17 protein-coding genes and 1 tRNA gene are annotated in these 20,702 nt (G+C 70.1%); 4 read left to right on the forward strand and 14 right to left on the reverse strand.

Annotation, left to right across the window (positions count from 1 at the left end):
- Positions 1-50: 50 nt before the first annotated feature.
- Positions 51-629, reverse strand: coding sequence for a TetR/AcrR family transcriptional regulator (locus AC5DRG_RS45405; protein ID WP_491806004.1), 579 nt, complete (start codon positions 627-629; stop codon positions 51-53).
- A gap of 160 nt (positions 630-789) precedes the next feature.
- Here AC5DRG_RS45405 and AC5DRG_RS45410 point away from each other — a divergent pair, with 160 nt between their 5' ends.
- Positions 790-2,244 (forward strand): MFS transporter, encoded by a 1,455-nt coding sequence (locus AC5DRG_RS45410; RefSeq protein WP_491806006.1) that lies wholly within the window; start codon positions 790-792, stop codon positions 2,242-2,244.
- A gap of 100 nt (positions 2,245-2,344) precedes the next feature.
- Positions 2,345-2,418 (forward strand) — tRNA-Pro (locus tag AC5DRG_RS45415).
- Between the two features lie 127 nt (positions 2,419-2,545).
- On the opposite strand, the gene AC5DRG_RS45420 is transcribed toward AC5DRG_RS45415, so the two are convergent.
- Together AC5DRG_RS45420 and AC5DRG_RS45425 are read right to left on the reverse strand one after the other, a co-directional pair.
- On the reverse strand, positions 2,546-3,190 hold the full coding sequence (locus AC5DRG_RS45420) for a response regulator (RefSeq protein ID WP_491806008.1): 645 nt from the start codon (positions 3,188-3,190) through the stop codon (positions 2,546-2,548).
- A complete protein-coding gene (locus tag AC5DRG_RS45425) occupies positions 3,178-4,998 on the reverse strand; it encodes a sensor histidine kinase (protein ID WP_491806010.1) in 1,821 nt (606 codons plus the stop codon). The genes AC5DRG_RS45420 and AC5DRG_RS45425 overlap by 13 nt, the downstream gene beginning before the upstream one ends.
- Positions 4,999-5,125: 127 nt before the next feature.
- On the opposite strand from AC5DRG_RS45425, the gene AC5DRG_RS45430 reads away from it, so the two are divergent.
- Positions 5,126-6,697 carry a TRAP transporter substrate-binding protein gene (locus AC5DRG_RS45430; RefSeq protein ID WP_491806011.1) on the forward strand — a complete coding sequence of 524 codons (1,572 nt, stop codon included), beginning with the start codon at positions 5,126-5,128 and terminating at the stop codon, positions 6,695-6,697.
- Here the strand turns inward: AC5DRG_RS45430 and AC5DRG_RS45435 are convergent.
- Complete coding sequence (locus AC5DRG_RS45435) at positions 6,672-8,261, reverse strand: sensor histidine kinase (RefSeq protein ID WP_491806013.1); 1,590 nt, start codon at positions 8,259-8,261, stop codon at positions 6,672-6,674. The two genes, AC5DRG_RS45430 and AC5DRG_RS45435, sit on opposite strands and share 26 nt — an antisense overlap.
- A gap of 262 nt (positions 8,262-8,523) precedes the next feature.
- On the opposite strand from AC5DRG_RS45435, the gene AC5DRG_RS45440 reads away from it, so the two are divergent.
- Positions 8,524-10,152, forward strand: a complete 1,629-nt coding sequence (locus AC5DRG_RS45440; protein WP_491806015.1) for an MFS transporter — start codon at positions 8,524-8,526, stop codon at positions 10,150-10,152.
- Between the two features lie 64 nt (positions 10,153-10,216).
- Here the strand turns inward: AC5DRG_RS45440 and AC5DRG_RS45445 are convergent, their stop codons facing one another.
- The 10 genes from AC5DRG_RS45445 to AC5DRG_RS45490 form a co-directional block, all read right to left on the reverse strand.
- Positions 10,217-10,528: a hypothetical protein gene (locus tag AC5DRG_RS45445; protein WP_491806017.1), complete on the reverse strand. Its 312-nt coding sequence runs from the start codon at positions 10,526-10,528 to the stop codon at positions 10,217-10,219.
- A 25-nt stretch (positions 10,529-10,553) separates the two neighbouring features.
- Entirely contained in the window at positions 10,554-12,917 is a 2,364-nt protein-coding gene (locus AC5DRG_RS45450) for a CaiB/BaiF CoA-transferase family protein (protein ID WP_491806019.1), read from the reverse strand.
- The gene (locus AC5DRG_RS45455) at positions 12,914-13,888 is read right to left on the reverse strand and encodes an enoyl-CoA hydratase/isomerase family protein (protein WP_491806021.1); all 975 of its coding nucleotides are present in this window, start codon (positions 13,886-13,888) and stop codon (positions 12,914-12,916) included. Before AC5DRG_RS45455 ends, AC5DRG_RS45450 begins: the two co-directional genes overlap by 4 nt.
- A gap of 76 nt (positions 13,889-13,964) precedes the next feature.
- The gene (locus AC5DRG_RS45460) at positions 13,965-15,083 is read right to left on the reverse strand and encodes a M24 family metallopeptidase (RefSeq protein WP_491806023.1); all 1,119 of its coding nucleotides are present in this window, start codon (positions 15,081-15,083) and stop codon (positions 13,965-13,967) included.
- Positions 15,073-16,284 (reverse strand): M24 family metallopeptidase, encoded by a 1,212-nt coding sequence (locus AC5DRG_RS45465; protein ID WP_491806025.1) that lies wholly within the window; start codon positions 16,282-16,284, stop codon positions 15,073-15,075. Before AC5DRG_RS45465 ends, AC5DRG_RS45460 begins: the two co-directional genes overlap by 11 nt.
- 10 nt (positions 16,285-16,294) lie before the next feature.
- Positions 16,295-17,458 carry an amidohydrolase family protein gene (locus AC5DRG_RS45470; protein WP_491806027.1) on the reverse strand — a complete coding sequence of 388 codons (1,164 nt, stop codon included), beginning with the start codon at positions 17,456-17,458 and terminating at the stop codon, positions 16,295-16,297.
- A gap of 44 nt (positions 17,459-17,502) precedes the next feature.
- Entirely contained in the window at positions 17,503-18,297 is a 795-nt protein-coding gene (locus AC5DRG_RS45475) for an SDR family NAD(P)-dependent oxidoreductase (RefSeq protein WP_491806029.1), read from the reverse strand.
- A 7-nt stretch (positions 18,298-18,304) separates the two neighbouring features.
- Complete coding sequence (locus AC5DRG_RS45480) at positions 18,305-19,549, reverse strand: cytochrome P450 (RefSeq protein ID WP_491806031.1); 1,245 nt, start codon at positions 19,547-19,549, stop codon at positions 18,305-18,307.
- Positions 19,550-19,599: 50 nt separating this feature from the next.
- Positions 19,600-19,794: a ferredoxin gene (locus AC5DRG_RS45485; protein WP_491806033.1), complete on the reverse strand. Its 195-nt coding sequence runs from the start codon at positions 19,792-19,794 to the stop codon at positions 19,600-19,602.
- Between the two features lie 204 nt (positions 19,795-19,998).
- Positions 19,999-20,649, reverse strand: a complete 651-nt coding sequence (locus AC5DRG_RS45490; protein ID WP_491806035.1) for a TetR/AcrR family transcriptional regulator — start codon at positions 20,647-20,649, stop codon at positions 19,999-20,001.
- Between the last annotated feature and the right edge of the window lie 53 nt (positions 20,650-20,702).

The following is a 20,702-nucleotide window of genomic DNA, read 5'->3' on the forward strand; positions in this document are numbered from 1 at the left end:
CCGTTCGCTCGATCGTTGAGTTCGGCAAGCTTACGGCAGGCCGCGCGGCGTCAGCGGGGGGCGCGGACCCCGTCGAGGGCGACGGACAGGACGCGGTCGCGCTGGGCGTCGTCGAGGAAGTTCGTCGCGGTGATGCCCGCGACCATCCGCAGCAGGTCGTCGAAGGCCATGTCCTTGCGGGCCTCGCCTGCCTCCTGGGCCCGCTCGAACAGCGGGCCGCCCGCCGCGTACATCGACTCACGGCAGGCCAGGAAGATCTCCGACTCGTTGTTGAGCGCCTCTCGGATGGCCCGCTTGGTGACGGTGTAGCCCACGAACCGGCGCAGCCACGAGGTCAGCGCCTCCCAGGGCTCCAGCTCGGAGACCTCCTCGGCGACCTGGCACAGGTCATCCACCTCGCTCGCGTAGACGCTCTCGAAGAGATGGCGGCGGGTGGGGAAGTTCCGGTACAGCGTGCCGATGCCGACGCCCGCGCGCCGCGCGATGTCCTCGAGGGACGCCTCCGCGCCGTTCTCGGCGAACGCCTCGCGCGCGGCGGCCAGCAGGGCGTCGTAGTTGCGCGCCGCGTCCTTCCGGTGGGGGCGCCGGGACGCGACGATCTCACTGACGGGGTACGGCTGAGCCGTCACTGCTGCCTCCCGGGGCGGGACTAGGTTGAAGCGGAGGTATGCCTCCGCTACAGTGGAGGGGTACCTCCACTTTAGCAGTGCGGAGTGGGTTCGCCATGGGCGTGTACGGCCGGGCACGCCTGACGGGATACCCCTCCGTTCGGATTCGGAGAGGCTCTCCATGCCCCGGAAGTCCACCACCCGCCTCACCTTCGCGGTCCTCGCGACCGGTGCGGGTGTGTTCGCCATGCTGCAGTCGCTGATCGCGCCGGCCCTGCCGACCGTCCAGCACGCGCTGCACACCTCGCAGTCCACCGCGACCTGGGTGATGACGGCATACCTGCTGTCCGCCTCGGTCTTCACGCCGATCCTCGGCCGCGTCGGCGACCTCATCGGCAAAAAACGCACACTCGTCGCCGTGCTCCTGACCGTCCTTGCCGGCTGTCTGCTCGCCGCGCTCGCGCCCGACATCGGCGTGCTGATAGTCGCCCGTGTCGTCCAAGGCGTCGGCGGCGCCCTGTTCCCGCTCTCCTTCGGCATCATCCGGGACGAGTTCGCCCCGTCCGAGGTGAGCGGCAGCATCAGCAACCTGTCCGCCGTGATCGCCGCCGGCGGAGGCATCGGCATCGTGGCCGCCGGTCCCATCGTGTCCGCGCTCGACTACCGCTGGCTGTTCTGGATCCCCGTCGCCATCGTCGCGGCGACCACCCTGATCGCGCTGCGCTACGTCCCCGAGTCACCCAAGAGGGCCGAGGGGCACGTCAGTTGGCTCGGCGCCGCGCTGCTGTCGGCGTGGCTGGTGGCCCTGCTGCTGCCGCTCAGTCAGGCGGAGGTGTGGGGCTGGGGCTCGGCCCGGGTGATCGGCCTGTTCGCAGCCGCGGTGGCCCTGTTCGTGATCTGGCTGCTGTTCGAGACCCGCTCCCGCACCCCGCTGATCGACATGCGCGTCATGCGGCTGCCCGCGGTGTGGACGACCAACACCGCCGCGCTGCTGTTCGGCGCGGGCATGTACGCGATCTGGTCCTTCCTCCCCGGCTTCGTCCAGACACCGAGCTCCGCCGGATATGGCTTCGGCGCGAGCGTCACCGCCTCCGGGCTGCTGATGCTGCCGATGCTCGTGGCGATGTTCCTCTCCGGCATTCTCGGCGGCCGCCTGGAGCCCGCCCTGGGCGCCAAGAAGCTCCTCGTCACCGGCGCCGCGCTGGGTGCGATCGCGTGCGGCTTCCTCACCCTCTGGCACGACCAACAGTGGCAGGTCGCCTTCGTCGCGGGCGTGTTCGGCCTCGGCATCGGACTCGCCTTCGCCTCCATGGCCAACCTGATCGTGGGCAGCGTCCCGGCCGAGCAGACCGGCGCCGCGACCGGGATGAACGCCAACATCCGCACCATCGGCGGCTCCATCGGCGCCGCCGTCACCAGCGTCCTGGTCACCGGACACCTCCAGCCCTCGGGCCTGCCCTACGCCTCCGGCTACACGCACGGCTTCGCCCTGCTGGCCCTGCTCCTCCTGGCCGCGGCACTCGCCGCACTGCTCGTACCGGGTCGGCGGGCCGGCCTCGTCACGAGCACGGCCCGCGCCACGAGCGACCTGTCGGGCGCCGAGCCGGAGAGCGTCGCAACGGGGGTGCGCGACTGACGTACGCACCGGCCGCCCCGACACCGTCGCGGGGCGGCCTGCGCGCATGCGGTAGTGTTAACCCGCACGATCACCGCGGGTCACCGCGGGGTGAACGCACCGGGACGTGGCGCAGCTTGGTAGCGCACTTGACTGGGGGTCAAGGGGTCGCAGGTTCAAATCCTGTCGTCCCGACGGTGCGAAGGGTCTTCGCGGGCGGAAGCCTGTGGGGGCCCTTTTCGTTTGGGTCGTTTCCGACTTCGAGGTTGAGCGTGCCGCTCATCGGCACCTTTACCCGGAGGGGGGAGGCGAAGAGTCGGCGTCAGCCGCGCAGCAGTGTGAGCACGGCGAGTACCCGGCGGTTGACATCCGGCGACGGTGCCAGACCCAGCTTGCGGAAGAGATGAGCGCAGTTCGCCTCCACCGTGCGCTCGCTGATGCGTAGGTCGCCGGCGATCCGGGCGTTCGACATTCCCTCGGCCATCAACGCGAGGATCTCGCCTTCGCGGGAAGTCAGCCGGGACAGTGGCGAGTCCGGGCGTCGGCGTCGCATGAGGCGGGAGACGATCGCCGGGTCGATCACGCACTCGCCTTCCGTGACCCGCCGGAGTGCGTCGACCAGCACGGCGACGTCGGATACCCGCTCCTTGAGCAGGTATCCGACCGCTTCCGTCTGGTCGGTGAGCAGACGCTGGGCGTAATGCACTTCCAGGTACTGACTGAGCACCACGATGGCCGTGCCCGGGTGGCGTTCCCGGATGTGGCGGGCGGCGATGAGACCTTCGTCGGTGTGTGTGGGCGGCATACGGATGTCGACGATCGCGGCGTCCGGCTGTTCCAGTGCGACCAGGCGCATGAGCTCGTCCGGCCCGGCGGCCTCGCCGACGACCTGCACGCCCGCGTCGGAGAGAAGTCGGGCGAGGCCGGACCGGATCAGCATGACGTCATCAGCCACTACGACCTGCATGGGATCACCGCCGTCAGCAAGGTCACGATGGCTCCGTCTTCTGATGTGCTGGACAAGGTGAACTCTCCCCCCGTGGCCCCCACGCGGTCCGCGGCGTCCGTGATCGAAAGGTCGTCCACGCTGTGCCGGCAGACCGTGCCGCTCGTAGTGATCGCGACCCGCACGGTGAACGTGTCGCCGTCGCCCACGGCCGACACCTCGGCGTAGGCGGCCCGGGGCCGGCGGGCAGCGCTTTCGAGGGCGGCGGCGACCACGGCGTAGGCCGCCAGCGCAGCGTCCGTACTGCCCTCGGCGAGGGTCCGGCTGTCGACCGTCACAGGGATCTCGCAGGTCGCAGCGAGGTCTTCGAGCCCTGCGTCGAGACCCTCGTCGGCGAGAACACCGGGAAAGAAGCCATGGGCGACACGGCGCAGCTGGGCGAGCGCGTCGCGTACGGCAACCTCCGCGTCCGCCAGGGCGAGTGCCTGCGCGGGCACCATGGCGGACGCAGCGACTTTGAGGTGGAGCGCAGCACTGACCAGACGCTGCTGCACCCCGTCGTGCAGGTCGCGCTCGAGGCGCCGCCGCTCGGCGTCACTCGCGGCCACCACACGCAGCTGTGAGGCCCGGATCTCGGTCAGCCGTGCCCGCAGGACAGCGGACAGCCGGGCGTTGCCCAATGCCAGTCGGGTCATCGGGGTGAGCCTGGCCAGCGCATCACCCCCGTCCGCGTGCCGGGCGAGCAGCAGCCGCAGTACCGGTCGCCCGGTGTCGTCGGCCAGGACCACGGATCTGCTCGGCGCCGGGGCCGCCACCTCACGGCCCCAGACGTCGACCCACCGAACGTCGCCGTCGAGTGTGTCGGGCGCCGTCGGCATGGCGAAGTGGGCTCCGCGAACGCCGGCGCCAACCCTGGTCACGGCGGCCTCGGGGCCGGACAGGCGGTGCGCGAGTCGGTCGAACGCCGCCCGGGTGGCTGTCGCCCTGACCGTTGTGGCGCACAGTGCGGCCGAGACGAGGGCGACGGCCAGCGGCTCCATCAGTTGCTGGGTCGGAGAGGGCGCGCGCTCACCCCAGCGGGCCCCTTGCCACGCGGAGGCGGCCGCCAGCATGCCGAATGCCACGAGGCTTGCCGCCACCACCGTGCGCGGCACCCCTGGCATGCCTGCTCGCGCCATCGTGGTGAGCGCGGTGCCCGTCGCACAGAGGGTCAGCAGGCCGGCGAGGACAACCGCCGCGCGCGGTGCCAATGTCCCCTCGAGGACAGGCTGTACGTCCTCGCAGACGCGGGCGCAACCGGGGTCGGCGAACGGGTTGTAGGCCACCAGATGCACCAGGGCGGCGGCGCCGGCGAGCAGGAGTACCACGCACAGGCCACGGCGCACGACCGCCGTCGGACGACGCGGCGACAGACACAGCACGGCCCGGGCCACCCCGGCCACGGCGAAGGGTGACGCGCCGAGCAACCCACTGCGTGCCGACGCCGGAAGCCAGTTCCAGCCCGCCCAGAACGGGAGGAGCACGGCCGCAGTGGCCAGTGCCAGACCGGACGACGCCGCGGGACTCCGGCTGCGGGTGACCCACGCGCCGGTCACGGCCAGGGTTCCGGCCGCGAGCACGGTCGGCAGCGCCCACACCGGGGGCGCGTACACGCCGAAGGGCCCCAACTCACCGCCCCTGCCGACGGCGTAGGAAACCCCGGCCGTGACCACGGCGACGGCCGTCGCCGCGAAAGCCCAGAGGGTGGCCCGGCCCCGCCCGGGCGCGATGCCCGCCGTATCCGCGAGGCTCAGCGGATACGACGCAGGGGCGCCCGGCGAGGTGGCCATGTCTCGCATTGCAGCACAACGGGGACACCTTGGGTGCAGTGTTATCCCCATCTATGACGAGTGGTGGCACGGTCGGCACACCCACGCGGTGGTCCCTACGGTCGAAGTCCTGGATCAGGAGGCTGCCATGGACTCACACAGCAGGCGTATCACCGTCCCGGGATTGGTCGTTGCACTGGCCGTGTCGCTTCTTGCGGGTTGCCAGACGTCACCGGGCTCCGACAAGACCGGTGGCGACACAACCGTACTGAAGCTGGCCACCATCGACGGAGCTCCCAACAGCAACGGTCAGTCCTACGCCCCCCAGACGTTCGTCGATGAACTCGCCAAGGTTTCCGGCGGGCGGTTGAGGGCCGAGGTCACCGCCGAATACGGCGACAGGGCGGCCCAGGCCGAGTCGCGCATCGTGAAGGAGATCGCCACGGGGAAGCTGGACGGCGGATGGCCGGCGACCCGTGCCTTCGCGAACGGCGGCATCAACGGCCTCGAAACCGTTGAGGCACCCATGACGATCACCAGTTACGCGGCTGAGAAAGCCCTCGTCTCCGGTCCGCTCGCCAAGAAGTACCTTGCGCGGCTGAAGGGTTCGGGTGTGGTCGGACTCGGCCTGGCGGTCGGGCCGCTGCGCCGCCCGTTCGCCGCGAAAGCACCGTTGCTGGCGCCGGCCGACTTCAAGGACATCAGGTTCCGCGCCTTCAACTCGCCCGTGCAGTCCGAGGCATTGAGGGCCCTCGGCGCGACTCCGGTCGATCTCAGCTACACCTTCACCGACCAGATCAAGGCCGGGACCCTGCGCGGAACGGAGTTCGACATCGCCCAGTACGCCAAGAACGGTCTTTCCACGGAGGCCGGGAACATCACGGAGAACATCGTCCTGTGGCCGAAAGTCTTCGTCCTGTCCCTGAGCAGGAAGCGATACGACAGCCTCACCGGGCAGCAGCGCACCTGGGTGAGGCAGGCAGCCGAGGCCGCCGTCAAGGCCTCGGCCGCGGGCTCGCACGACGAGACGGCGGCGGCACAGGAGCTGTGCCAGAAGGGCGCCCGGTTCGCCCGAGCCGACGACCGGCAGCTCGCGGCGCTGCGTACCGCGTTCCGCCCGGTCCTGGACCGGCTCGCCGCCGACCCCACGGACGCTCAGCTCCTGCACGAACTCCAGACGCTCGCCGGGAAGCATCCAGGTCCCGAACCACTGGACCTGCCGGCCAAGTGCGATGAGGGCACCGCCTCGGACAAGGTCGGCGACGTCCCGCCAACCGCTGTCGCCACGATTCCCGATGGCGTGTACCGCGCCAGGATCAGCAAGGACGATGTCGCCGCCGCGGGCGGTGACATCGCCGACGCGCACCCGGCAGGCATCTGGACACTGACGGTCCGTTCGGGGACGTACGAGGTCAGGTGCCGACCCGTGGCGGCCCCGGGCGACGACTGCGGAGCGGGCGACCCCGCGCAGCCCCTCGTCGAGGCCGGAGACCTGCGCGGGACCGGTCACGTGGCGTACTTCGTGCCGGATACCGAGCGGCTGTCGAAGCTCACGGGATGCAAACTGCCGGTCTCCAGCCACCTCTCGGACCACTGCGGGCCCGACGACCCCTACCGGCTGAAGTGGTCGGTCGACGGCGACAAGCTCATCTTCGGCGCCATCGGCGAGGTGGGCACCACCCAGTCGTGGGTCATCAAGCCGTACCGGAAGATCGGCTGAGCTCCGGCACCGCAGCCGTCACCGTCGTACCGGCTCCGGGTGGACTGTCCACCCGGAGCCGGCCGCCACAGGTCGCGACTCGGTCGCCGAGCCCCTGCAGCCCCGACCCTGCAGGGTCGGCGCCGCCGCAGCCGTCGTCGCGGACCTCCGCCACGATCTCCGCTCCGCAGCGCCGCACGCTGATGGCGATCAGACCGGCTCCCGCATGCTTCACGGCGTTGGTCAGGGCTTCCGAACACACGTAGAAAAGTGCCGCCTCGGCCTCCCGGTCGCCGGCCGCGTCGGCGGCGGCATCGACGGTGACCGGCACCGGACTCGACCGGGCGATGTCTTCCAGCGCCTGTCGCAGCCGCACGCCGCCGAGGGCCAGTGGGGGGACACCGGCGACCAGGTCAGCGAGGTCGGAGGCGGCGGCGCGCAGTTCCCCGGTGACGATGTCCAGGGCCGCCTGCACTTCGGGATCGTGCAGGCGTGGACGCAGGGCCTCGACGCGGGTCAGCGCGGTGTGCAGCGGGATGTCGGCGGTTTCCCGCAACTCGGCGGCGATCCGCTCCCGCTGCCGGTCGGCCGCGGCCAACAGCCGCACGCGCGCGGCCGTCAACTCCCGCAGCCGCCGCGCTTGTTCCTCCTGAAGCCCGATGTGCGTCACGGCCAGCCGTACGGCGGAGGCGAACGCGGTGGCGACGCGTGGCTCATCAAGGGCCGCACTGCGGTGTACGACGACGGCGATCGGGTGGTCCGTGTCGACCCCGTCCGCGTCGGCCGGAACGGTCAGTACGCGGCGCCCGTCGGCCGGGAGCGGTTCCGGCACGTCCTGACCGCGATGGACCCGCAGGTCCGGGTCACCGAGCACGTCGGCCAGGGCGGCGGAGAGCCCTTCGACCCCTGACCAGCGGCCCTCGGACAGCAGCCGATCGGCCAGCCCCGCCCGGGCGCGGGCGGCGGCCCGGGCGCTGAAGGGGAAGACGATCGCGACCAGCATCAGTACGAGTTCGTACCCGAACAGGGCCGCCTCGGGATCGAACTGCGCGCTCCATCGTCGGGAGGCGACGAATGCCGCTGCGAGTGACGCGGCCACGACGGCCGCCGCCGTCATCGGATACCCACGCCCCACCTGCTTGGCGCGTTGGTCGACCCAGGCGGCCACCGCGACGCCCGTGAACAGACCGACGGCTGCGGGCTGTCCGACGAATCCGAGTGCGACCGGCACGGCGAGGACCACCAGCAGCACCTGGGCAGCACCTCGGATACGGCCGGCCGGGAAGGAGGTCAGCGCAATGGCGAGTACCGCCTGGTGCCAGGTCCGCGCGGTCGGCAGCACGGAGCCCGCCAGCCAGGCCGCGCCGACGGCGGCGACGAGGGCTCGCTCGGTGCGGGGCCCGCCGGCGACCGCTCCGGCCGCAACGAACGCCAAACCCACCACCACGTCCGTCACGGTGAGCCACACCGCAGCCCCTGGCGCCCGTCCGTCCGACCGCACGGCCAGCGCCGCAAGCATCGTGAGGGCGGCCAGGCCCGCCACGACGACCCCGCCGGCTGCCGGCCCTCTCAGTCTCCCGGCCACCGCTGGATCGTCTCACCGTCCCCCGCTGTCCGCACGGGTCGAGTTGCCGGCGGGTGACTCCGACGCCTGTGGGCTGTTTCCGACGCAGGTCTCGCCCACCGTCTCCTGACAATGCCGAGCGTGCCCGCCACAACCGCGCGCCTGAGCGGTGTCCTAGTGGCTGGGATGGCCCAGGACCCGCCGTGCCGGACCCCAGGACCATGGTGGCCAATTACCAGCGGGCTAAATCGGGGCCCTGCGGGTGGGCGAAGGGAGATCACTCATGGCAGCTGTGCCCGCGAGCGTCTCGGATCCGATCGAAGTCGACACCGGACGTCTGGACAACGCGTCCTGGCGCCGCGTCATCCTGATCGTCCTGGCGATCGTCGCCGCCACGGAGATCGTCCCGTTCCACTACACGTTCATCAGCATGTCCGTGCGCCTCATCGGGCCGGACTTTCCCTCTGCGGGCAGCCAGTTGGCCTGGCTGAACACGCTGTACGCGCTCGTCGGCGGGGTCGCCGTACCCATCGCCGGCAAGCTCTCCGACATGTACGGCAAGAAGCGGATCATCTTCGCCTGCCTAATGCTTTCACTGGTCGGCTCCGCACTGGACGCGCTGACCCACTCATGGACGGTGCTGCTTGTGGGCCGCGCTCTCCAAGGGCTCGCCTTCCCTGTGCTCGCGATCTCGTACGGTCTCATCCGCGACCTGGTGCCCCGCCGGATGGTCGCCGTGGCCATCGCCATCGCGGGCGGCGGCACCGGGATCGGCGCGGTGCTGGGGCCGGTCGCGGGCGGTGCGCTGACCGACCACTACAGCTGGCGGTCCCTGTTCTGGTTCTGCACGATCTACACCGCCGTGACGAGCCTGGTCCTGCTGCTTTTCGTACCGGAGACCAAGTTGCGCGTGAAGTCCCGGCTCGACTGGGTGGGTACCGCGCTGCTCGGCGCGGGCATCGCCCTGGTGCTGATCTATCTCAGTCGGGGCAGCGACTGGGGCTGGGGCCGGGCCACCAGTCTCGCCTGGCTGGCCGGCGGCCTGGTGCTGCTCGTGTTGTTCTATGTGTGGGAGACCCGGACACCGGATCCGATCATGAGTCCGACGTTGCTGCGTTCTTCCCGGCTGGTGTCCCTGCTGTGCTGGGCGTTCCTGCTCAACATCTGCACGCAGGGCCTCAGTTACCTGCTGGGCTACCTCGCCGAAGGCCCGGGTGGTGCCGCGGGCGAGGCCATCAAGCAGCAGGTGGCCGTCGGCGCGGCCAAGGAGGCGGCCGAGCGGTCCGGCGCACCTGTGGACAGCATCCAGCAGTTCTTCACTGTGCAGGGCGACCTGCCGGGGATGAACCTGACGCTGTTCCAGTTCACCGTACGGATTCTGCTTGTCATGTCCGTGCTATACGTGGTGGTCGCGCCGCTCACCGGATGGGTGGCCACCCGGTACGGGCTGCGACTTCCGGCCGCTGCCTGCGCCTTCTTCTTCGGCCTCGGCAGTCTGCTGCTGTTCTTCTTCCACGACAGCGTGTGGCAACTCGCCCTGTGCACACTGCCGTTGGGTGTGGGGGCGGGCATCTTCCTGGGCACTGTGCCGAACATGCTGATCGAGGCGGTACCGCAGGAGCAGCAAGGGGCGAGCGCCGGGATGTACGGGGTGTTCGGCAGCTTCGGCAGCGCCACCGCGACGGCCGTCGCGGCCGCGGTCATGGCCGCCCATCCGCTGGTGCTGCACGTAAGCATTCCCGGCCAGGAATCGAGCACGGAGCTTCGGTCGGGCTCGCTCGCGCAACTGTCCACGGAGACGGCCTACTCGCAGCTGTTCCTCATCTTCGCCGGTGTCGCCCTGCTCGGGTTGGCGGTCGCCCTGCTGATGCGGCAGTTCCGGCGACCGGCCACGGGCGGGCTGCGGAACTGACCGTCCCGGACGGGGAGAAAGCCCGGCACCATCGGTGCCGGGCTTGTCCGTCGAGGCCGACCGGTCAGTCCGACGCGGGCAACGGCTTGGCGCTCTTCACGACCAGCGGCACGCCACCCACCGCGAGGGTGCCTTTGCCGGGCTTGGTGCACAGCAGCTCCACGGTGCCGTCCTCGGTGGCGTAGCGCTTGCCGAGCAGCGTTGCGGTCGAGGGGCCTGGGGCGGGTGTCCCTCGGGGCGTTGGGTCGACCTGCGTCGGATCGACCATCGGCGCGCCGCCGCACGTCACCTCCTGGTCGTCGGCCGCCCAGCGGACGACCACGACGCTGGTGCTGTCCACCGTGCTCGCGAGCATCATCCCGATCCGCGGTTTCATCGCGACTCGTTCCTTCCTCTCGTCTCTAACGGACCGGCGCCCGGCCGATGACCCCGTCGGCCTCCAGTGCGGCGATCTCCCGCTCCGTGAGCCCGAGTTGGGCCAGCAGCTCGTGGTTGTGCTCGCCCAGCAGCGGGGCGTGTCGTGCGGGACGGCGGTCGGGATGCTGCGAGAGTCTCACCGGCCAAGTGCTGTAGCGGGCCGGTCCGTTGAGCGGGTGGTCGATCTCCTCGAAGAAGTCGCGGAAGCGCAGCGGGGGCAGTTCGGCCTGGCGGTGCGGCTGCATCACCTTGCCCACCGGGACACCGGCGGGCCAGAGACGGTTGACGACCTCGTCCGCGCCGCGCTCCTGGCACCAGGCGGCGAGTCGCCCGTCGATCTCGTCGTGGTGCTCGCGCCGCCCGTCGGCGGTGGACAGTTTCGTGTTCATCGCCCAGTCGGGTCGGCCGAGGGCGTCGCGCAGCGCGCCCCATTGCTCGTCGGTGGCGACGGCGATCGCCACCCAGGAGTCCGTCCCGCCGAACTCGTCGGTGTCCGCGGTCCGATAGAGGTTCTGCGGGGCGGCGGTCGGCCCCCGGTTGCCGGCCCGCTCCAGCAGCGCGCCGTAGGCCGAGTACTCGATGACCTGCTCGGCGGCCACATTGAGCGCGGCGTCGACCATGGCGGCTTCCACGAGCACTCCTTCGCCGGTGCGGCGCCGGTGTTCCAGGGCCAGCAGGAGACCGTTGAGCGCGTGGACACCCGCGTTCGGGTCACCGATGGAGTAGGGCTCGACCGGGTTCTGGTCCGGGTGGCCGGTGAGCCAGGTCAGCCCCGACGCGTCCTCGATGACGAAGGCGAAGGCGGCGTTGTCGCGCCACGGTCCGTCGAGGCCGAAGCCGGGCATACGGACCATGATGATGCCGGGGCGGATGGCCCGTACCGCCTCGTAGTCCAGGCCGATTTGGTCCAGGACCCGTGGGGTGTAGTTCTCGACGAGCACGTCGCAGGTCGCGATCAGCCGGCGCAGCAACTCCTGCCCCCGCTCGGTGCGGAGGTCGAGCGTCAGGCTCTTCTTGTTCGTGTTGAGGCCCGCGTAGATCGGCGACCGTTCCCACCACTGGTCCTCGGTCGGCGGCACGCCCGCGATCAGCCGCGTGCCGTCCGGCCGCGAGGTGGATTCCAGGTGGATCACCTCGGCCCCGAGCAGGGCGAGTACATGGGTGCACGAGGGGCCGGCCCAGAAGGCGGTCATGTCGAGGACCCGCAGATCGCTGAACGGCAGTCCGGTGTCCGTCTTTTCGGGCACCCGGCGTGCAGAACGGCGGGTCTCGGTGTGCTCGCCGAGATGTGGAGCCGGGCGGGGAGCCCGGAGTCGGGCGGGCTGCAGGCGGTACGGGGGAGCGGGCTGGAGGAACCCGTCACGGGGGTTGGGCAGGAAGCTCCGGCGTGCCTCGAAGTGGTCCAGGGCCGGAGCGTTGGCGCCGTTGACCACCACGGAGTTGGGGATGCGGAACGCGGTGGCCAGTTCACGGATCTCGGCGACCGTCCGGCCGGCGATCCACTCCTGGATCACCGGGGCCACCTCGGTGGCCCGCGCGACGATCGAGAAGGGGTTCTTCTCGTCGATCCACTCCGGGTGCCCCACCATCGCGCAGAGGTCGAAGAACTGCTGGGCCGTGGCGCAGCCGAGCGCCACGAGCCCGTCCTTGGCGGTGGCCACTCCCGGCATGTTCAGCCTGCGGGTCTGCTGCCACGGCCGGTCCAGCATGGCGTGGAACGTCACCGGGTGGTAGGTGAGGGAAAGGACATGGGCTTCGAGCATGGAGAGGTCGACCAGTTCGCCCGTGCCGGGCGCGCGCAGTCGTACGGCCATGGTCGCGGCGGCGGCGTACGCGCCCGACACCCAGTCACCGACCTGGCCCCCGACGAAGACCGGCGCCCGGTCGGGCGCACCCCGCCCCAGCCCGATGATGCCGCCGGACCAGGCCTGCAGGGTGAACTCGGTGGCCGCGCGGTCCCGCCACGGCCCTTCCAGCCCGAACGGCGTGATCGACGTGACGACGAGGTGCGGGTGAGCGCGGTGGATCTCCTGAGGGGACAGTGGTGAGCCCGGTGACCACACCACGACGTCCGCGGAATCCAGGAGGCCTGTCACCAGGTCCGGATCGCCGACCACGCTCTCCTTCGAGCAGGCCAGAAAGCTGAACAGGGCACCGTCGGCGCCGGGTGCGAGCGTGGCGCCGGATGCCGACCACCGTCGTAGCGGATCGCCCTCCGGAGGCTCGACCTTGACGACCTCCGCGCCCCCGTCGGCGAGCAGCTTCGTGCAGTAGGCGCCGGGGATTCCCGTGGAGAGGTCCACGACGAGACAGCCGGTGAGCGGCGGCGGCGCGGGCGTGGGACTCATGAGCCGCCGCCCGGCCGCTTGCGCCCGGACTTGCTCAGCCGGAACTCCGGCGGGAAGCGGTCGTCGTTGCCCCGCACCGCGTTGGCTATTCCTCCGTCGACCGTCTCCTCGTCGAGCATCAGGTCGTTGCCGTCGGCCCGGGCGATGCCGCCGATCGACTCGAAGAGGCCGGTGAGCAGGGAACCCATGTACTCGCCCTGGTGCTGCTTGAAGATCTCGAAGAAGACCTTCTGCATGAACACCGTGTCGGTGGGGCGGGTGCGGGCGCAGGCCAGCGCGTACTTCTCCACCTCCCTCTCCAACTCGTCTCGGGGGACGATGCTGTTGAGGAAGTTGCACTCGTACATCTCCAGGGCCGTGAACGGCCTGCCCGTGAAGACCATTTCCTGGAACTTCCGCAAGCCCATCGTCTGCGCCCACGTCCACATCCGGGGAGCCCAGCCGATGTAGCGGAAGGAGGGGTGGCCGAAGAGGGCATCGTCGGAGGAGATCACCAGGTCGGCGTCGGCCGCCTGGTAGAAGTGCCAGCCGTAGCAGTAGCCCTTGACCTCCAGGATGCTGATCTTCTTGAAGTCCTGGAGGCTGCGGCAGCCGCCCGGGGGAGTCGCGTACCACTGGGAGGGGGTTCCGCCGTAGCGGTAGGAGCCCTTGGGGGGATAGCGGACGTCGTCGTCCTCGCCGATGCCCTGTTCCGCCAGGAGTGGCCCGGCGGTCGGCGCGGCGTGCATCTCCATGGTCTCGGCGATGTCGGCGCCCGAGCCGAGATCGTCGCCGACGCCCCGGATCACCAGGACCTTCACCTCGTCGTCGACGTTGGCGCGGTGCAGCAGCTCCGCGAAGCGCAGCCGGGCCGCCGCGGTGGGGGCGTTGAGGGCGTCGGGCCGGTCCAGGGTGAGGGTGGCGATCTTCGTCTTGGGGTCCTTCTCGTAGCGGATGATCTCCTCCGCCGAGGGACGCGTGCTGTCAGCCATGTGAGGGGGTCCTTTCCCCGGACGCGTGACGGTGGCGGGTCAGAGGCTGCGCGACACGGCCCCTGACCTGCCCCAACTACGGTTTCCAGACGGGACTCGACGTGAGCAGTTCGGCTCCGTCGGAAGTGATGAGCACGGCTTCGCGGCCCAGGGCGGCTCCCACGCCCTCCTGCCAGACGTAGCCGGTCACGGCCAGCACCATGCCGGGTTCGAGCCGTTCCTCGGCCGCGGTGGCCGGCAGCCCGGACGTGACCACGGGCGGGTCGAAGCCCAGGCCCAGGCCGCGGGCGACGGGCATCGGCGGCAGGGGCTCACCGGCCGTGTCGTACGCGGCGAGCAGATCACCGGCCGGCGCGCCCGGACGGCAGGCGTCGAACAGCCGGGCCCAGAGCTCGTTCCACCGCCGGTACAGGGCACGGGTGGCGACCGGGTCACCTCCCTCGGCCGGCCAGGTGCGGCCGACTTCGCCGATGTATCCGCCGGCGACCACTCCGGAGACGAAGGCCACGAGGTCACCCGGACCCACATCGCCCCTCACCTGCCGCCACGCGTGTTCCCGGCAGGTCACCCAGGCCACCTCCTGGGTCGCCGGCGTGCTCACGCCTCCGGCCGCCGCGGCCTCCAGCAGTACGCCGGACAGATGCCGACCGCTGACTCCCGGCCGCAGTTCGGCCACCGCCTTGGCCAGGGCGTCCTCGGCCACCCTTATCGCCTCCCGCAGGGCCACCACCTCCTCGGCCGTCTTGACCCGGCGGGCAGCCCGCATGGCCGGCTCGCCGTCGACCAGTTCCGCCAACGGGAAGGCGTAGGGCAGGAGTTGGGCGAAGGTCGGCGAGATGGTGTCGGTGCCCACCCGCCGGGCCGTGGCCGTTCCCTCGATGGCCCGCAGCGCGGTCACCCAGTTCATGGGATTCCACGTCAGGCCGTAGAGATGTTCCCGGGGGATGTCGTCGGGCACCCCCTCGTCCCAGGTCATGAGCGCGTGGATGGCCCCGGTGGCGCGGACCACCACCGCGCCGGGGAAGAAGGGATGGGTCCCCGCGGTCCACAGTCCCGGAGACCCGGTGACATAACGGACGTTCGCCATCCGCCCCAGGACGAGGACGTCGAGGTCGTGGGCTTCCATGTGTGCCAGCGCGCGCTCCCGCCGCCCGACGCGGAGAGCTCGGTCGTCCGGCAGGACCTCAGTCGCCATAGGGGGCGTAGGGGTAGTCGGTCAGGGCCGTGAAGCCCTCTTCCTCGATCACGAGGACCTCCTCGCTGCGGTAGCCGCCGGTGCCGTCCTCCCAGACGACCGGTTCGAGAACGAGCACCATGCCGGCCTCCAGCACCAGTCCCTCGTCGAACTCCTCGCCCAGATCGGTGCCGACGAAGGGCATCTCGGCGGGATCGGTGCCCATGCCGTGTCCCAGGTAGAAGTGGGGGAGCCAGGGCTTGCTGCCGCCGTTCGCGGCGATGGCGGCCTTGGTCAGATCGGCGGCGGTGGCTCCCGCCCGCAATACGTCCTTCACCGCGGTCTGGATGTCCCACCACCTCCTGAACTGCGCCCGCTGACGCGGCGTCGGATCCTGGCCGACGATCCAGGTGCGGCCGAAGTCCGAGCAGTACCCGGCGTAGCTGATGCTCACGTCGGTCCACAGCACGTCCCCCTTGGCCAGCTCCCGCTCGGTCGTCAGCAGCGGAAGGGCGAGATCGCCGTGGGTGGTCCACACCCCGGCCTCCCGGGAGTCCGGCATCACCTGCCAGATGGGGTCGAGTACGTTGGCCAGGGCGCCGTGTTCATAGGCCTGGCGCACGAAGCCGGCCGACAGGTCGATCTGGCGCATCCCCGGTGCCAGCGAGCCCTCGATGTCGGCCATGGCCCGCTCGGTGATCCGCAACGCGGTGCGGATACAGGCCAGTTCGTCGGGGGTCTTGATCAGCTTGGCCGCGGCCAGGACTATCGCGGCGTCGCTTGGGGGGCCGCCCGGGAAGAGCTCCTTCTGCGCTCTGCGCATTGCGCCGGTCAACTCGTCGACGGCCACCGTCGCTCCGGCGGGTACGAGGTCGGCGATCACGGCGGCGAACTGCCGCACTCCTTCGTCGTACTCCAGGTAGACCGGCGGGTGGAGGTGGTCGGAGGGCAGCGGTGCCTGATCGGCGGTGCCCTCGCGGAACGGCATGAACAGATGGGGCGACGGGTCGTCCGCCACCACCACGGCGACCGGACGGTCGGCGTGGGCCAGACCGGAGTCCCCGAGCGGCCAGCTCACCCCGGTCGCGTAGCTCACCGCGGTGTTGCCGAGCAGGATCAGCGCGTCGACGCCCTGCCGGACCATGGCGGCCCGTAGCTTCGCGCCGCGTTCACGGCCCATGCGGGGCAGGTCGGGTGCGGCCGGAATGTCGATGACGGTCATTCCCGCCTCCCTACAGGCCGAGGTATTCCTTGATGTTGTCGCTGACGATGCGCCCGGCCTTCTCGGGACCGACGGCGTTCACCACCAGGGCGACCGACTTCTCCGAGTAGCCGAACGTGCTCTCGTTGTGGGGGTAGTCGGCGGACCACATGACCCGGTCCACCCCTATGCGTTCGAGCAGTTCGAGGCCGAGCGGGTCGACCATGAACGACGCGTACATGTGGTGGTTCCAGTAGTGCTGGATGTCGTGCTCCAGCGGGCGGTCCAGCATGTGCCGGTAGGAGGCGAGGATGTGTTCGGCGTCCTGGAGGGCGGAGGGAACCCAGTTCGCTCCTCCCTCGAACCAGCCGATGCGCAGGCCCGGGTGGCGGTCGAGGATGCCGCTGAAGATGTACTTCGCCCACACCTCCCGGAACGGCGAGACGTTGACGATCATGCCGACGGCGATGGCGTTGGACTCGCAGGGGGCCTTGAGCGTGCTCTCGCCGATGTGGTGCGAGACCGGGAGCCCCGCCTCCTCGATCGCCTCCCAGACGGGACGCATGGAGGTGCTCGCGTAGTCGACGGGGTTGCCCTCCAGGTCGTTTCCCGGCGACAGCGGCATCAGGAAGGTCCTGATCCCGAGGCTCTTGAGCTCCTCAAGGGTTCGCCGCGCGCCTTTGCCGTCCCACCAGTTGATGAGCCCGACGCCGTAGAAGCGGCCGTGGGAGCGTTCCTGCAGTCCCGCGATGTACTCGTTGTAGATCCGGAAGGTGAGCTCGCGCACCTCGGGGTCCGGGTAGAAGAACATCGCCAACAGCGCGTTGGGGAAGGCGAGTTCCCTGTCGATGCCGTCCGAGGAGAGTTCCTCCAGGCGGCCTTCGAGGTTGTTCGACCCGGAGCCCGTGAGCGGGTCGTACTGCATGAGGACGCTGCTGAATTCCTTGGGCAGGAACGACTGGCCGCCCATGCCCAGTTCGTAGGCGCCGTCCTCGTACCAGATGCGCGGTGCCTGGTCCTTGAGCCGCTCGGGGAACTTCTCGACGAAGATGTCCTCCGCCAGTGAGATGTGGTTGTCGGCGGAGAAGATCTCGGTGCCCTGCGGGAGATTCAGGGCGCTGCCTGTGTGACCCTGCCGGTCCTTCGGCGCACCGAGGCCTTCGGGCGGGTAGAGCGTGTCTGCCTGGCTGGACATCATTGTCCTCCACTGATGGGTCCTACGAGCTCGGATCACGGGTGCTACGAGGCTGGGGCGGGCCGCATCGGCTTCAGGCCCGCGGTCGTCCCACCGTCGACCGTCAGCACGGTTCCGGTGATGTGCAGCGACCGGTCACCGCCCAGGTAGGCGACGGCTTCCGCGACGTCCCTGGCGGTGCCCAGTCGCTTCAGGGGCTGGGCGGCCGCCATGTGGGCGCGGACTCTCCGGGTGACCTCTTCGGTCGCGGTCGCGGAAGCCAGCAGTCCTGTCGGAATGCCCCCCGGCGCAACGCAGTTGACCCGGATTCCGTACTCGGCGAGATCGAGCGCCACGCACTTGGTGAAGTGGATGACCGCCGCCTTCGAGGCGCGATAGGACAACACGCTGGGGCCGGCCTGGACGCCGCCTATGGAACTGATGTTGACGATGGAGCCGCCGCCGTTCGCCGCCATGTGCCGGGCGGCCTGCTGGGTGCCCGTCATCACGCCGAACAGATTGACCGCCAGGACGCGCTGGAAATCGGTGAAGTCCTCGTTCAGGATGCTGTCGTTCATGACGCCCGGAATACCGGCGTTGTTGACCATGAGGTGCAGTCCGCCGAATTCCTCGACCGCGAAACCCACGAGTTCCCGGACCTGTTCCGCGACCGCGACGTCCGTCCGCCGGAAACGCACGTCCGGGCCGTAGTCCGCGGCGAGCGACTCTCCGGTGTCCTGGTCCAGATCGGCTACGACGACCCGGACCCCGTCCTCCAGAAGCCTCTCGACGGTCGCGCGCCCCAGGCCCGCCGCACCGCCGGTGACCACGGCGACTCTTCCTGATAGTTCCTTGGTCATCGCGGCCTCACCAGGTGACCGGCAGGGCGTAGACGCCGTAGGCGAGCCGGTCGTGCTTGAACTCGATCTCCTCGCGCGGGGCGGCCAGGGCCAGGGTGGGGATCCGGCGGAAGAGCGTGCCGTAGACGACCTGGAGTTCCACGCGGGCCAGTTGCTGTCCCACGCACTGGTGGATGCCGAAGCCGAACGCGTTGTGGTGACGGGCGTTGGCCCGCCGCAGATCCAGCAGGTCGGGCTCGGGGAAGACGTCCGCGTCCCGGTTGGCGCTGAAGAGTTCGATGACGACGCCCTCGCCGGCGCGGATCACCTCACCGGCGATCTCGATGTCCTCCTTGGCGATCCGCCGCTGGCCGCCGTGGATGATGCCCAGGTAGCGCAGCAGTTCCTCCACCGCGCCCGCGACGACCTTCGGGTCGTCGGTGTCGCGCAGGACCGCCAACTGCCCAGGGTTCTCCAGCAGTACGGCCGTGGCGAGGCCGATCATGTTGGCGCTGGTCTCGTGCCCGGCGATGAGCAGCCCCAGGCCCATCATGGCCGCCTCGGACACCGTGATCTCACCGGCGTTGACGCGGGCCGCGATGTCGGACAGCGCGTCGTCCGCGGGCTCGGCGGCCTTCTTCTCGACCAGTTGCACCAGGTAGGCGTTGAGCGCGCCGAAGGTCCGCATGCTGTCCTCGGCGGACACGTTGTGGGCGATCCCGCGGGAGGCATTCTCCTGGAAGAACTCGTGGTCCTCGTACGGCACGCCCAGCAGTTCGCTGATCATCAGCGTGGGCAGCGGGAGCGCCAGCGCCGGGACGAGGTCGGCCGGCTTCGGTCCGGCGAGCATCGCGTCGATGAGATCGTCGGTGATCTTCTGGATGGTGGGGCGCAGCGCCTCCACCCGCTTGAAGGTGAACGGGCCGGTCATGATCCGGCGGTACCGGGTGTGCTCGGGGGCGTCCGAGTTGAAGACGGAACGCGGGCGGTATTCCACCGCGGCCGCCATGCCCTCGTGCCAGTGCGGGAAGCCGGGCAGTCGCTCGTCGACGCTGATGCGGGGATCCCCGAGTAACTCCCGTTGTGCGGCGTGGCCGGTGACGATCCAGGGGGTGCTGCCGTCCCAGATCCGTACCTTCGCCAGCGGTTTGCGGGCGGTGAGTTCCCGCAGGGCCGGCGGCGGATCGAACGGGCAGCCCTCCGCCCGGGGCATCGGCCACTCGGGGACCTGGGCTTGCCTGTCGGCTGCGGCGTCGGTCGGTGCGTTGGACATGTCCATCCTTAGGGTGTCGGCCGGGCTGTCCATTGGGGGCGGCCGGGTGGTCATTCCTCGATGTGGATCGCCAGCGCGGGGCAGACGGCGGCCGCGTACCGGACGTCGTCGGCGAGTTCGGCGGCCGGGGTGTCGGTCAGCAGCACCACGACGCCGTCCTCGTCACGCTGGTCGAAGACATCCGGCGCGGTGGCCGTGCACTGACCGGCCGCGACGCACTTGTCCTGTTCGACGGTTACTCTCACGGGCTGCTCCTCATCGGCGTGGGGCACAGCGGCGGCGACGGAGTGACAGTCCGTCAAAGAGTGTGCGAAATCGGCAGACTGACTGGTAGTCGGCTCGGGTTCCGTCGACCGCGCCTCCGAGTGAACTCCTGCCCCGTTGCTAAGTCAATCGGTTGATTCAAAATTTCGGAAAGGGTACGACGCCTCTGGAAAGGGCGGGATCGGTCAGGAGCCGTACGAGACCGGCGCCGTCCACAGTCCGACGATCGCGTCGACCAGACCGGTGGCGGCATCGTGCCAGCTGGACCTCGGCGTGGGAGTTCCGAGGGCGAGCGCGCGCTCGCGGTCGGCGCACATGTGGAGGATCAAGTGCCGGGTCATGGCGGTGCGTTCGGCGCGTACCTCGGCCGGCAGATCGGGCAGGCACCGGTGGAGACCGGCGAGGATCTGCCGCCACACGCGGGCGTCGAGGATCTCCTCGACCAGGATCTCGTGGAGCATCGGGTCGACCATCACCTGGGCGCAGAACCGCGCGAACCACGTGGGGCTGCCCAGCTCCGCCAGATACTCGGGGGTCGGCCGCACCAGGCACGCCACCCAGTCCCGGAGTTCGGCGGAGTCGCCGGTCTCCTCCAGCAGCCGCGCGCTCACGCGCACGATCCGCTCGGTGTGATGGCGGGCGATGGCCCTCACCAGGTCCGCCTTGGTGCCGAAGTGGTAGATCACGGCGGTGTTGTTGCCCTGCCCGGCGGCCTCGCTGATCTGCCGGTTCGACACGGCGTACACCCCGCGCTCGGCGAACAGCCGTTCCGCCGTGTTCCGGATGACTTCCCGGGTCGCTCGGACCTGCTCGGCCCTGACACTTCTGCCCGCCATGTCCACCACCGTAGCGGGACCTTGTGCTCGCGCGCTCGTGCCGGCGGCGAGGT

This window comes from Streptomyces sp. JLBG701 (assembly GCF_058544905.1).

Bases quoted from the DNA above. Each gene is read 5' to 3' on its own strand.
- AC5DRG_RS45410 (WP_491806006.1), top strand. From the start codon at position 790: ATGCCCCGGAAGTCCACCACCCGCCTCACCTTCGCGGTCCTCGCGACC.
- AC5DRG_RS45420 (WP_491806008.1), bottom strand. From the start codon at position 3,190: ATGCAGGTCGTAGTGGCTGATGACGTCATGCTGATCCGGTCCGGCCTC.
- AC5DRG_RS45425 (WP_491806010.1), bottom strand. From the start codon at position 4,998: ATGGCCACCTCGCCGGGCGCCCCTGCGTCGTATCCGCTGAGCCTCGCG.
- AC5DRG_RS45430 (WP_491806011.1), top strand. From the start codon at position 5,126: ATGGACTCACACAGCAGGCGTATCACCGTCCCGGGATTGGTCGTTGCA.
- AC5DRG_RS45440 (WP_491806015.1), top strand. From the start codon at position 8,524: ATGGCAGCTGTGCCCGCGAGCGTCTCGGATCCGATCGAAGTCGACACC.
- AC5DRG_RS45445 (WP_491806017.1), bottom strand. From the start codon at position 10,528: ATGAAACCGCGGATCGGGATGATGCTCGCGAGCACGGTGGACAGCACC.
- AC5DRG_RS45450 (WP_491806019.1), bottom strand. From the start codon at position 12,917: ATGAGTCCCACGCCCGCGCCGCCGCCGCTCACCGGCTGTCTCGTCGTG.
- AC5DRG_RS45455 (WP_491806021.1), bottom strand. From the start codon at position 13,888: ATGGCTGACAGCACGCGTCCCTCGGCGGAGGAGATCATCCGCTACGAG.
- AC5DRG_RS45460 (WP_491806023.1), bottom strand. From the start codon at position 15,083: ATGGCGACTGAGGTCCTGCCGGACGACCGAGCTCTCCGCGTCGGGCGG.
- AC5DRG_RS45465 (WP_491806025.1), bottom strand. From the start codon at position 16,284: ATGACCGTCATCGACATTCCGGCCGCACCCGACCTGCCCCGCATGGGC.
- AC5DRG_RS45470 (WP_491806027.1), bottom strand. From the start codon at position 17,458: ATGTCCAGCCAGGCAGACACGCTCTACCCGCCCGAAGGCCTCGGTGCG.
- AC5DRG_RS45475 (WP_491806029.1), bottom strand. From the start codon at position 18,297: ATGACCAAGGAACTATCAGGAAGAGTCGCCGTGGTCACCGGCGGTGCG.
- AC5DRG_RS45480 (WP_491806031.1), bottom strand. From the start codon at position 19,549: ATGTCCAACGCACCGACCGACGCCGCAGCCGACAGGCAAGCCCAGGTC.
- AC5DRG_RS45490 (WP_491806035.1), bottom strand. From the start codon at position 20,649: ATGGCGGGCAGAAGTGTCAGGGCCGAGCAGGTCCGAGCGACCCGGGAA.